This window comes from Stenotrophomonas maltophilia (assembly GCF_013464485.1).
Lineage (GTDB): Bacteria > Pseudomonadota > Gammaproteobacteria > Xanthomonadales > Xanthomonadaceae > Stenotrophomonas > Stenotrophomonas maltophilia_AW.
On the sequence record NZ_RAUX01000012.1, the window covers coordinates 1 to 12,352 of the forward strand.

Annotated in this window: 10 protein-coding genes; 3 read left to right on the plus strand and 7 right to left on the minus strand. The window is 65.0% G+C overall.

Annotation, left to right across the window (positions count from 1 at the left end; all coding sequences use genetic code 11):
* Positions 1-66: 66 nt before the first annotated feature.
* Positions 67-945, minus strand: a complete 879-nt coding sequence (locus D7Y61_RS05625) for a plasmid replication/partition related protein (RefSeq protein WP_032127886.1) — start codon at positions 943-945, stop codon at positions 67-69.
* A gap of 63 nt (positions 946-1,008) precedes the next feature.
* The gene (locus D7Y61_RS05630; protein ID WP_180865470.1) at positions 1,009-2,361 is read right to left on the minus strand and encodes an aspartate aminotransferase family protein; all 1,353 of its coding nucleotides are present in this window, start codon (positions 2,359-2,361) and stop codon (positions 1,009-1,011) included.
* A 104-nt stretch (positions 2,362-2,465) separates the two neighbouring features.
* Between D7Y61_RS05630 and D7Y61_RS05635 the strand changes: the two genes are divergently transcribed.
* A complete protein-coding gene (locus tag D7Y61_RS05635; protein ID WP_180865471.1) occupies positions 2,466-3,962 on the plus strand; it encodes an aldehyde dehydrogenase in 1,497 nt (498 codons plus the stop codon).
* Positions 3,963-4,107: 145 nt separating this feature from the next.
* On the opposite strand, the gene D7Y61_RS05640 is transcribed toward D7Y61_RS05635, so the two are convergent.
* The gene (locus D7Y61_RS05640) at positions 4,108-4,749 is read right to left on the minus strand and encodes a hypothetical protein (protein WP_180865472.1); all 642 of its coding nucleotides are present in this window, start codon (positions 4,747-4,749) and stop codon (positions 4,108-4,110) included.
* Between the two features lie 147 nt (positions 4,750-4,896).
* On the opposite strand from D7Y61_RS05640, the gene D7Y61_RS05645 reads away from it, so the two are divergent.
* Positions 4,897-6,198 (plus strand): MFS transporter, encoded by a 1,302-nt coding sequence (locus tag D7Y61_RS05645; protein WP_180865473.1) that lies wholly within the window; start codon positions 4,897-4,899, stop codon positions 6,196-6,198.
* Here the strand turns inward: D7Y61_RS05645 and D7Y61_RS05650 are convergent.
* A complete protein-coding gene (locus D7Y61_RS05650; protein WP_004151683.1) occupies positions 6,179-6,640 on the minus strand; it encodes a bacteriohemerythrin in 462 nt (153 codons plus the stop codon). The two genes, D7Y61_RS05645 and D7Y61_RS05650, sit on opposite strands and share 20 nt — an antisense overlap.
* 85 nt (positions 6,641-6,725) lie before the next feature.
* A complete protein-coding gene (locus tag D7Y61_RS05655; RefSeq protein ID WP_097049187.1) occupies positions 6,726-8,069 on the minus strand; it encodes a diguanylate cyclase in 1,344 nt (447 codons plus the stop codon).
* Positions 8,070-8,403: 334 nt separating this feature from the next.
* On the opposite strand from D7Y61_RS05655, the gene D7Y61_RS05660 reads away from it, so the two are divergent.
* Complete coding sequence (locus D7Y61_RS05660; RefSeq protein ID WP_345776226.1) at positions 8,404-8,850, plus strand: hypothetical protein; 447 nt, start codon at positions 8,404-8,406, stop codon at positions 8,848-8,850.
* 112 nt (positions 8,851-8,962) lie between these two features.
* On the opposite strand, the gene D7Y61_RS05665 is transcribed toward D7Y61_RS05660, so the two are convergent.
* Positions 8,963-10,543, minus strand: a complete 1,581-nt coding sequence (locus D7Y61_RS05665) for an MASE1 domain-containing protein (RefSeq protein ID WP_258010253.1) — start codon at positions 10,541-10,543, stop codon at positions 8,963-8,965.
* A gap of 186 nt (positions 10,544-10,729) precedes the next feature.
* Positions 10,730-12,334: an MASE1 domain-containing protein gene (locus D7Y61_RS05670; RefSeq protein ID WP_180865475.1), complete on the minus strand. Its 1,605-nt coding sequence runs from the start codon at positions 12,332-12,334 to the stop codon at positions 10,730-10,732.
* Positions 12,335-12,352 lie beyond the last annotated feature (18 nt).

Genomic DNA, 12,352 nt, shown 5'->3' on the forward strand with positions numbered 1-12,352 from the left:
CGGCATCCGCAACGCACCCGGAACGTCCATGGGGTTGCCGGCCAGCGGCCGGCACTACCCGCTGGCTCAGAGCGCTTCGAGCTGCTTGCGCAACGCCGCCAGCTGCGCGCGCAGGGTGTCGTTCTCGCGGGTCAGCGCGACCACGCGGCGGCGCAGCGCCGGGGCATCCTCGCCCAGCTGCTCCAGTGCCGACAGCACCTCGGCGTCGCGGCTGGCGATCTGCTCTTCGTCCGCTTCCTCGAAGTCCATCTCGGCTGCTTCCGGCTTCGGTGCGCGCGGCTTGCGCTTGGACTCGCGCACGCGCTTGGCGGCCTGCTTCAGCTCATCCTTGCCACCGGCGGCAGCGGCGCGCTGCTCGTCTTCCGGCAGGTCGGCCACGGCAGCAGCAGCGCTGATCGAGATCACGCCGGCCTTCACCGCTTCCACCACCTCGGCCGCGGCCTGGGCGTGGATGCGTTCGATCATGCCGACCTGGCTGGTGCTCAGCTTGGCCTCGCGGGCCAGCTCGGCGCGGCTGATCTTCGGTGCCGGTTCCCACGGCGGGCTGTCCTCACCCGCGTCCTCGATGGCTTCGGCGGTGCCGTCGCTCTCGCGTTGCAGCTGCGCCTGCTCGATCTGCTTGCGGGCGGCCAGGATGTCGCGCTTGCGCAGCGCCAGCACGCCGCGCTGGAAGTCGGACACGCTGCGGCGGCCCAGGTGCTGCTCGATCATCCACAGGTGCACGTCTTCCATGCTCTGGAAGCGGGTGTTCTGCACGGTGTTGAAGGGCAGGCCATGCTTCTGGCAGATGCCGAAACGGTTGTGGCCATCGACCAGCACATCGCCCCACAGCACCAGCGCATCGCGGCAGCCTTCGGCCAGGATGCTGCGCTCCAGCGCGTCATGTTCGTCCGCGGTCAGCGGGTCGATGTAGGCCTTGAGTTCTTCTTTGACGACGATATCCATGGGCACGGCAGCGAGCAGGAGCGGAACCGCCCATTGTACCCGCTCGCCACCGCCGGCCCGGGCTCAGGCGGTGGCCCGGATCATCTCGCCCAGGGTGCCGGTGATCTGGTCGATCTGTGCCTTGTCCACGATCAGAGGTGGCGACAGCGCGATGATGTCGCCGGTACAGCGCACCAGAAGCCGGCCGTCCTGGAAGCAGCGCCGGAACACCTCGTAGCCACGGCTGCCGGGGGCATCGCGGCGCGGCGCCAGCTCGACCGCGCCGACCAGCCCGAAGTTGCGGATGTCGATCACGTTGGGCAGGCCCTGCAGCGCGTGCAGCCGTTCCTGCCAGTATTCGCCCAGCTCGATGGCACGCTCGAACAGGCGCTCCTCGGCATAGACCTCCAGCGTGGCCAGCGCTGCGGCGCAGGCCAGCGGATGGCCGGAATGGGTATAGCCATGGAACAGCTCGATGGCCTGCGGCGGTGCCTGCATCAGGGTTGCATGCACGGCGTCGCTGGCCAGCACGCCACCCAGCGGTACCGCGCCGTTGCTGACCGCCTTGGCGAAGGTCAGCAGGTCCGGGGTGACCCCGAAGCGCTGCGCGGCGAAGGGCATGCCGACCCGGCCGAAACCGGTGATGACCTCGTCGAACACCAGCAGGATGCCGTGGTGGTCGCACAGCTCGCGCAGGCGCTGCAGGTAGCCCGGCGCGGGCAGGATCACCCCGGCCGAACCGGCAATGGGCTCGACGAACACCGCCGCGATGGTCGAGGCATCGTGCAGCGCGATCAGCCGTTCCAGGTCGTCGGCCAGCTCCGCGCCCTGGCGTGGCAGGCCCTTGCTGAACGCATTGCGCGGCAGGTCCAGGGTATGCCGCAGGTAGTCCACGCCGCCCAGCTGCAGGCCGAACGCCCTGCGGTTGTTGGGCAGCCCACCCAGCGCCATGCCGCCGAAACCGACCCCGTGGTAAGCCCTCTCGCGGCTGATGAAGCGGGTGCGCTGGCCCTCGCCACGCTGGCGGTGATAGGCCAGCGCGATCTTCATCGCGGTATCCACCGCCTCGGAGCCGGAGCTGGTGAAGAACACATGGTTGAGCGGGGCAGGCGCCAGTGCGGCCAGCCGCTGCGCCAGTGCGAAGGCCGGCGGCGAGCCCATCTGGAAGGCCGGCGAATAGTCGAGCGTGCGTGCCTGCTCGACGATGGCCTCGACGATGCGCGGGCGGGCGTGGCCGGCGTTGCAGCACCACAGGCCGGCGGTGCCGTCGAGGATCTGGCGGCCGTCGACGTCCTCGTAGTGCATGCCTTCGGCGCGTACCAGCATGCGCGGCGCGGCCTTGTACTGGCGGTTGGCGGTGAACGGCATCCAGTACGCGTCCAGTGACTCGGGGCGCTGGGTGGCCAGGTCGTGCAGGTCGCTTTCGGGACGCTTCATGCCAGCTCCATCGGGTCCGATGCGACGAATGTAGCGCAGCCGCGTCACGGTGGAGTCGCGGCGGTCCCGGTATAACCAAAGCTCGTTGACCGCTGGAGCTTCCCATGGCCGATTTCCCCGACCGCAGCCACTGGCAGGCGCTGTCCCTTCAGCTCTCGATGCCGGGCCAGGCCTTCATCGATGGCCGTTATGTCGATGCCGCCAGCGGCGCCCGCTTCGACTGCATCAGCCCGATCGATGGTCGCGTGCTGGGCGCGGTTGCCGACTGCGACGCGCAGGATGTCGAACGCGCGGTACTGGCCGCGCGGCGCAGCTTCGAGGCGGGCCACTGGTCGCAGGCGAGCCCGGCGCATCGCAAGCGCGTGTTGCTGGCGCTGGCCGCGCTGGTGGAAGCGCACATCGATGAACTGGCGCTGCTGGAAACCCTGGACATGGGCAAGCCGGTGCGTGACGCACGCCGTATCGACCTGCCCGGTGTGGTGCGGTGCCTGACCTGGACCGCCGAAGCGGTGGACAAGCTGTATGGCGAGATCGCGCCGACTGGCCCGCACGAACTCGGACTGGTCACCCGCGAAGCCGCTGGCGTGGTGGCGGCCATCGTGCCGTGGAATTTCCCGTTGCTGATGGCCTGTTGGAAGATCGCGCCGGCACTGGCGATGGGCAACTCGGTGGTGCTCAAGCCGTCCGAGCGCTCGCCCCTGTCCGCGCTGCGGCTGGCGGCACTGGCCGCCGAGGCGGGACTGCCGGACGGCGTACTGAACGTGCTGCCCGGCCATGGCGCGCGCGTTGGCGAACCACTGGCCCTGCACATGGACGTGGACGTGCTTGCGTTCACCGGTTCCACCGCCACCGGCGCGAAGCTGCTGGAGTACGCGGGGCGATCCAATCTCAAGCGGGTCTGGCTGGAATGCGGCGGCAAGAGCCCGAACGTGGTGTTCGCCGACGCCCCGGACCTGGATGCGGCGGCCAAGGGCGTGGCGCAGGGCATCTTCTTCAACCAGGGCGAAGTCTGTACCGCCGGCTCGCGGCTGCTGGTGCAGCGCTCGATCCGCGAGGATTTCGTGCACCAGGTGATTGCCTACGGCCAGCACATGCAGCCCCGGCACCCGCTGGACGCCGATGCACCGATGGGCGCGCTGGTCGACGCCGCGCACGTGGACAAGGTGCTGGCCGATATCGCACGCGCCGAAGGCGAAGGCGCGCGTCTGCTGCTGGGTGGCCATCGGGCTGAGGTGGAGTCCGGCGGCTGCTATGTGCAGCCCACGGTGTTCGACCAGGTGCGTCCAGACCACGCGTTGGCACGCGAAGAAGTGTTCGGTCCGGTGCTGGCGGTGCTTGGTTTCGAGGATGAGACCGAGGCCGTTCGCCTGGCCAACGACAGCCGCTATGGACTGGCGGCAGGGCTGTGGACGCGCGACCTGGGCCGTGCCCATCGCGTCGCACGCCAGTTGCGTGCCGGTAGCGTGTGGGTGAACGGCTGGGACGGTGGCGACATGACCGTCCCGTTTGGTGGTTACAAGCAGTCCGGCAATGGGCGGGACAAGTCACTGCATGCGTTCGACAAGTACAGCGAGATCAAGGCTACCTGGATCCAGTTGTAACGACGTGATTGCTGGACGGCTGTTCGCTCTTTGTAGAGTCGAGCCATGCTCGACTGCCGTTCGCCCTTCTGTAGCGCCGAGCCATGCTCGGCTGCATCTCGCCAGGAGCAGTCGAGCATGGCTCGACTCTGCAAAGGCGTGCCCGCTATCGGCAGCGGGTACTTACCTGCAGCACTGCCGCACGCAGCATGTCGCGATCGGCTTCTTCGACGGCGTTCTGGAAATAGTCCATGTCCTGCTTGCCCAGCTCGCACGGGTCGACGATGTACCCCGGTGGCCACAACCCCAGCAGCTGCGCCACGCCATGCACGATCTGCTCGGGGGTCATCTGCTGACGGATCCGGAAGTAATTGCGGCGCGGCCCGAACGCGGGATGGACCTCGCGCCGACCGATCAGGCGAGGGGCAACACCCGCGGCACTGATGCCATCTCCACCGTCGATAATGCCCGCAGACAACCCCAGGATCAGCGGTGCCGCAGCGCTCGGTGCCTCCACCGCAGGCACATTGGCTTCTGCCGACGCAACCAGGGCAGGGCGCGGCTTCACCGCCGCAGCCGGGCGCGTCACCGGTGTGGAGGGCAACGCCGGAAGTGACGGCACCGACGCCGACAGCTCCGGCGGCAGCCAACGCAGCGAGATCCGAGCGCCATTGTCACCGCGCAGCACGATCCGGCCGCTACCCCACAACCACAGCGCCAACAGCCCATGCACCAGCAACACCACCAGCCAGGCTGCCATGCGCGGCAGCTTCGGCGAATCGGACCACGACAGCGCGACCGCAGTCATCGGCAAAGCATCCATGCAGGGACCAGTGGCGCAGCCTAGCGGGCGGCCCGAAAAATTCCGTTGGCATCGGTGTCGGCTGAAACCATCGCCCCGTGCGGCCACCGGCCCGTGGCAGAATCGGGCGATTCGCCGTTACCCGTGTTGCCGATGTCGACGATCACCGCTGCCGCTCCGCCCGTGAATTCCCCCAGCCGAGTCCTGCTGGCCAGCCTGATCGGCACCACCATCGAATTCTTCGATTTCTACATCTACGCCACGGCGGCGGTGCTGGTGTTCCCGCACCTGTTCTTCCCGGACAGCAGCGAGCAGGCGGCGCTGCTGCAGTCGCTGGCAACGTTTGCGGTGGCGTTCATCGCGCGCCCGGTCGGCTCGGCGGTGTTCGGCCACTTCGGTGACCGCATCGGCCGCAAGGCCACGCTGGTGGCCGCGCTGCTGACCATGGGCCTGTCCACGGTGCTGATCGGGCTGCTGCCCACCCATGCCCAGATCGGGCTGTGGGCGCCGGCGCTGCTGGCACTGTGCCGCTTCGGCCAGGGCCTGGGCCTGGGGGGGGAATGGGGCGGGGCGGTGCTGCTGGCTACCGAGAACGCACCGCCGGGCAAGCGCGCCTGGTACGGCATGTTCCCGCAGCTGGGCGCACCGCTCGGCTTTCTGCTGTCGGCCGGCATCTTCCTCGTGCTCGGCCGCTGCTTGAGCCAGGACGACTTCCTGCAGTGGGGCTGGCGCATTCCGTTCGTGGCCAGCGCGCTGCTTGTGGGTCTGGGACTGTGGGTGCGCCTGAACATCCACGAGACGCCCGACTTCAAGAAGGCATTGGAGCGCAAGGCACCCGTACGGCTGCCGATGTGGACGGTGCTGCGTGACCATCCGGTGCCGATGCTGCTGGGCACCCTGGGCGCGTTCGCCACCTTCGTGCTGTTCTACCTGATGACGGTGTTCAGCCTGGGCCATGGCACTGCGGTGCTGGGCTACAGCCGGGAGCAGTTCCTGCTGATGCAGATGGCCGGCATGCTGTTCTTCGCACTGGGTATTCCGTTGTCGGCGCGCTATGGCGACCGCTGGGGCACGCGCCGCACGATGATCGTCGCCAGCGTGCTGATCGTCGGTTTCGGTGTGCTGTTCGCGCCGCTGTTCCAGCCGCACAGCCCGTGGCTGGTCACTGGCTTCCTATGCCTGGGCCTGTTCCTGATGGGCTTGACCTACGGCCCCTGCGGCACCTTCCTGGCCGAGATCTACCCGGTGGAGGTGCGCTATACCGGCGCGTCGCTGTCATTCAACCTGGCCGGCATCCTCGGTGCGGCACCGGCGCCGTACCTGGCCACCTGGCTGGCCGAACGCTTCGGCCTGGTCGCGGTGGGCTACTACCTGTGCCTGACCGCGGTTGCCACCCTGTGCGCGCTGGTGGCACTGCACCGGCGCGCCCTGCGGGTCAGCCAAAGAAGCGCTTGAGCGTGCGCCCCAGCCAGCCGCCGCCCTGGTGTTCGCGGGCGAACTGGTTCAGGTGCGCCTTGACCTGCTCGGCGTAGGCCTGGTCATCGCCGCGGATATGGTTGAACAGCCAGCGCGAGAGCATGGTGCGCAGTTCATCGCTGATGTCCTCGCCGGCCTGGAAGCGCATGCGGTATTCCGATACCCGCTTGATGAAGACCTCATGCACGCGCTTGTGCGCGGCACAGAACGGGTAGCCCGCTTCTTCCATCAACTCTTCCTCGAACGCGAAGTGCGACATGGTGTAGTCCACCACCTCGTCGATCACTTCACCCACCGCCGCGCGCTGCATGCTGGCCTGGGCCACGTGCAGGTGGTTGAGCATCTCGATGATGCGGCGGTGTTGTTGGTCGATCACATCGATGCCGATGTTCAGATCGTCCTGCCAGACCAGTAGTGCCATCCCCGGCTCCCCTTCATGCGTATGTCGGGGCCGACTGTAGAACTGCCGCGCGGGTGCGGCGTTGATCTGGATCAAAGCGGGCCGGTCAGGGCAGGGCAGGCTCGCGCGGGCGCAGCGGGCTGGCCACCGTGGTGCAGCTGACCCGGTTGCGGCCACCGGCCTTTGCCAGGTACAGCTGGCGGTCGGCCTCGGAGATCAACCGGTGCAGCGCATCGCGCTGCGGGCGCAGGCAGCACAGGCCGATGCTGACCGTCATGCGCAGGGTGGCGGTGCCGATGTCCACTTCCAATGCGGCGATGCGCTGGCGCAGTTCCTCGAAGTACAGCAGCGCCTCGTCCTGTTCCATGTCCGGCACCAGCAGGCAGAACTCCTCGCCACCGAAACGTGCGATCAGGTCCTGGCTGCGCGCATGTGCGGCCACCGCGCCGGCCACCGCACGCAATGCATCGTCGCCGGCTTCATGGCCATGGGTGTCATTGATGTGCTTGAAGTGGTCGATGTCGATCATCGCCACCGCCACGCACTGGCCGTGCAGCTGCAGCTGCGGCAGCTGGCGCTGGCTCTGCTCCAGGAAGCAGCGGCGGTTGGGCAGGCCGGTCAGGAAGTCGCGGGTGGCCAGATCCTGCAGAGTGCCGATCAGTTCCAGCTGATCCACGTTCTGCGAGACACGGCAGAAGAATTCCTCGCGCGAAAAGGGTTTTCGCAGGAAGTCATTGGCGCCGTTCTTCAGGAAGCGCGGGATCAGTGAGGCATCGGTATTGCCGGAGATACCGATCACCGCCACCTTGTCGCGCGAGCGCAGGGTGCGCAGGCGACGGGTGAATTCCACGCCCTGCATGCCGGGCATTTCCTGGTCGACCACCGCCAGGCGGATCGCCGGGTGCGCCTCGATTGCAGCCAGGCCCTCGTTGCCGTCGGCGGCTTCATGCACCTCATGGCCGTACATGCGCAGCAGGGCCGCAGCATAGCCACGCGCGGACGGCGAATCGTCCACCACCAGGGCGGCAATGCGACGGTTGCGTTCCAGCCGCTGCACCAGCCAGACCAGGTAGTCGATGCTGCCGGGAGTGTTCTTCAGCACGTAGTCGATGATCTGCTGCTGCAGCACGCGCTTGCGCAGGTCCTCGTCGTACACGCCGCTGACCACCACCGTTGGCAGGTCGCGCTTGAGGAAGAACTCGACCACCGCATCTCGGTCGCCGTCGGCCAGCACCAGCCCGGTCAGCACCAGGAACCAGCCGCCGCCTTCGCTGAGCAGGCGGTCGGCCTCGGCCAGGGTGGAGGCGATCACCACCGGCAGTTCCAGGCGCTGCTCGATCGCCTCGCGCAGCATGCCGGTGAAGGCACGGGAGTTTTCGACCAGCAGGATCCGCTGTGGCAGCGGATCGGCCAGGTCGCCATCGACGGCGACCTGCGGCAGGACGGGCATGATGCGGTGGCTCACGAAGGAGGGCTCGGCACGGATAGCGGCGGTTTCGGGAGTAACTTTAGCCGGAGCTCTCGGTTGTGGACATATCTGCCCTGCCTGGTTGGGGGCAGTTCACCGGGAATCTCTGGGAAAACAGGATGAGATTCGAACGCGCTCCCTTCATGGCGCTTACGGTGCGGCATGGTTATGCTGGGTCGCGCCACCCCTACTGGTGCATTGGACACGGCTGCGTCGAACGAAGGAACCCTTCAAGCGAGGTCGAGCGCCATCCAGTCGTGGGGTGGCGAAACGGAATTGCCTGGAGCTGTCTTTCCAACCATCCATGGGGGTGAGCGTGAGATTTTCTGAATTGCGAGTGTTGCTTCCTGCCGCTGTCCTGCTTTCCATGTCCGCTTTCAGCGCATCGGCGTGTTGCCCGAGTGGCGACAACGGGATCCATATGGCTCAGAGCGGTCTGGGGGAGGCTCTGCCGGTAGCCACGAATCTGAGTTCGAACCCAAACTGGCTTGTTTATGGATTTGAACGTGATGGGATCAGTTACTACCAGGTGAACGATCTCTCGGGACAGGTCGTCCTGATCGTGGGAAATGTCGATGCCACGTTCTGGACGCTTCCAGCGGGCAATAGCGCTGCAAAGGTATCTTTGCCTTCGCATCGACTGCGTCTGCCCGAAAAGGGTGCCCGACGCGTGGTGTTCCAGAGTGCCCAGTTCTCGTTGGTTGTCTATGGGGAAGGCACGAGCGCTGTATGGGTTGTCGAATCCGTGGATGCTGCAGGCTGAGCACGCTCCTCGTGGGCGCCCTGACGGGGCACATCGACGAAGCAGGAGCCGGGGAGCCGGCTCCTGCGATGATCTGATCGTCCAGGCCTTGCGTTCTGGTGGCTGGCGGCAGTCAGGCGATGTCCACTCGGCTTGTCCAGGCAACTTGCATGCTGCTTTGCGCGCTGCTGGTCGCTGTTTCCAGAAGCAACACACGTACCCGGTTCCGTTCGCAGTGCACTTTTCCCCCATAGGCTTGTGCACGCGAACTCAGGCGTTCAATAGCCAATCTTGTGGTGTCGACGAGCAGCTCGCGATCACGGTCCAGTAGAGCAATTCTGAGCAGAATTCCTTGTTGCCCTTTCAGTCTCCCACAACGAGCATGTATCTGGATTTGTCCTTGTTCCTGTTTGAGCAACAATGAAACGGCCTCGGTGAGCGTGCGATAGGCCGCCAGTTGCAAGGCAATGCTCAATCTGCACGGATCCCCGGTCAGGATGGGAGATGTGACCCTGTGTGTCTGATCCCAGCTTTCACGAATGCCACTGACCTGCAGAGCCAGGTAGAGCCCGACGTGCTCGACTTCGGTCGGATATACCATGCTGGTCAATTCGCGGAACTGGCGGGAATGCGTGGTGGACGTGAGAAGCAGATCCAACGCCGGCGAGTGATGGCCGTGTGTCTTCAACAAGTCGACAGTCTTGTTCAAGGAAACTTCAATGCCATCCGCAATTCTCCTGAGATCCAGGGCACGCTCCCGTAGATCCATTTCGCTCGCCATATGAGCGGACCTTGAAAGTCGAGCGGCCTGGTGCCCGTCTACGTCTCTACGCCCCCGCTGATGATAGTGCCGGCTGATGCGTGAGCCGAGTGCCAGCAGCCCGGTTCCTGCAATGGCAATCAGCTGCTGTGTTGTGAAGGTTCGTTCATCGTATGAGCCAAGGAGGCCGGATGTAGGAGTAACCACCGCAATGAGAATGTTCAACAGGGGAACGCCAATGGCTGCTCCCTGCCAGCCATGAATACATGTCAACACGATCACGGGCAGCGCCATGGTCAACTGCAGACTTGTCTTGCTTGCATCCGACAAGCCCGGGGCCATCGCGGTAATCAGACCCAGCCCCAGCATTACTGCAAGAGCGGCGACTGTTGGAGGAGAGCGCCAGCGTCCCCATTCGTCCATTGCATGGCGCCTGCTCCAGAGAACTGCCAGTGGCGCAACCGTCAGGATGGCGATGTAGTCACCAAGGACGAAGCGTACGGCCCTTGTCGCAACTGGCACGCTTGAAGGATTCTCTGAAAGCAGGTGAGACAGTCCAAGCTTCAAGGCAGTGGCAATCACGGCGGCTGACACTGCGACCGAAAGCAGCCATCCATCTGCCCTGGCAGTCATGAATTTTCGATGCGCATACACAACCAGAGCAACAGCTGGCAGCAGGAATGCCGAACCCAGGATTACCCATGCCAGACCATACTCATCTATCAACGGGTAGCGCAGTTGTGCGAAGTACGCGTATTCACCAATAAGCAGGTAGGGCCAGAGGCGAGGTGGACACACAAGCAAAGCTGCTACACGAATGCCGGCAGGCAGGTAAAACTGGTCCAGTGAGACCCGCCAAGCGGCCCAACACGTAATCGCGTATATCGCGGCAATCGCCAGCCCCAAGGGCCGCACGCGGAACGTCAGTTCAATTCCCCTTTTCCACCAATTCAACCCAAGCCTCCATTGCTCGTGACATGGCGGCGGCCCCATTGCATGTTTGAACGCGCCATTGGGTGACAGTATCCATAGAAGCACGGGCGCGCAATAACACGAGCTGGACCGCCTTGGCGGGAGGCAAGGGGGGGGCGAACGAGGATCACCCTCGAGTAGTGATCTGCATCTCGTTTCTATGGAATGTCAGGTCGCGGCCCCGGCAGCACCTGGATCGATGGAGCGTGTAAGCCCCCCCAAAGCTTCGGTAGCGCTCGCTTGGCTGGAATCTCCCGTTGCTTCCGTCAACACGATCCTGAGTCTGTTGCCACTCATGTCCATGTGGCCACCATGCACAAGAATTCGGCCCAGCAACTGCTCATTTGCCAATTCCGTGGTCCGGATTCCCAAAGATTCGTTCCGACCCACGAGGGCTACGCAGATGAATACACCAGACTTTCGGCCGAAATATCCGCAGCGGATACTGACCGAAATCTGTCCGGATTCGCATCTCAGTAGAAGTGATACGGCGTCAACCACGAGCCGGTAGGCAGCAAGCTGCAGGCCGACCCCGAGCGCGCAGGGATCCCCCATCAACCTGGGTTGCCCGATTCGTTGGGTGGCGTTCCATGACTCACGCACTCCACCCGCCTGCAAGGCAACGTACAAGCCCAGTCGTTCAAGGGCGGCGGGATAGATCATGCTGGCCTGGGCCCGGAACAGGCGTGAATGCACCTCCGAGGTATGCCGCAGGCTGTTTGCCACAGCGTGATGGCCCTGCGCATGCAGCCAGTTCACCATTTCGTTCAGCGACAGGTCCATGCCATCGCCCAGCTGGCGCAGGTGGGCCGCGCGCTCACGCAGGTCCATCTCGCTGGCCAGATGTGAATTCCGCGCAAGCTGCAGCGCCGCTCTGCCATCTTCTTCGCGCAACCGGTGCTGGTTCTGGAAGTGGGTGATGCGCGCGCCCAGCAACAGCAGGGCGATGCTGGCGATGGCCATGGCCTGCTGGGTAGCGAAGGTAGCCGGGTCGAACGCCGTCGGATGGTCGGCAGGGGTGCTCAGACCAAGAATGGTGTTCACGGCGGCGACACCGATGGCCGCACCGCGCCATCCCAGCAGGCAGGTCAGGGCGATTGCGGGAATAGGCAGGATCAACAACAACTGCAGCGAGCCAGGCGCCGTGATCGAGGCAGATACCGGCGTCGCCTGCAGGCCAACGACAAGCATGACTGCGAGTGCTCCTGCCACGGCAGCAACGGACCGGGGCGTCCATTGTTCCTCGGCGCGACGGATCCAGAGCAGAGCGAGTGGCGCCAGAATGAGGATGCCGGTGAAGTCGCCCAGCGCATAGCGCAGCAAGTTGGTGATAAATGACGCGTTCTGCAACGGTTCCCAGAGCAGGTACGAGATTCCCAGGTTGAGCAGGCTGATGATCGTCGCGGCGCATATCGCGATGGAGATCACGCCGAGGATCGTGGTGCGTGCCAGCAGCTTCCGGTGCAGGCGCACGATCAGCATCACGGCAGGCATCAGGAACACCGAGGCCAGGATCACCCAGGTCAGGTTGTATTTGCTGATCAGGGGGATGCGCAGATGCGCGAAGTAGGCGTATTCACCGATCAGCAGGTAGGGCCACAGTCGAGGCGGGCACAACAGCAATGCGGCCACCCGTACGCCGGCAGGCAGAAAGAACTGGTCCAATGACAGCTTGCGCGCACCCCAGCAGGCGGCGGCATAGACGAGTGCCAGCGCCAGCCCCTCGGGGCTGACCCGTATCCTCACCAGCAGGCCGTCTTTCCACCACTGCATCCACGTGCTCCCCCAGCT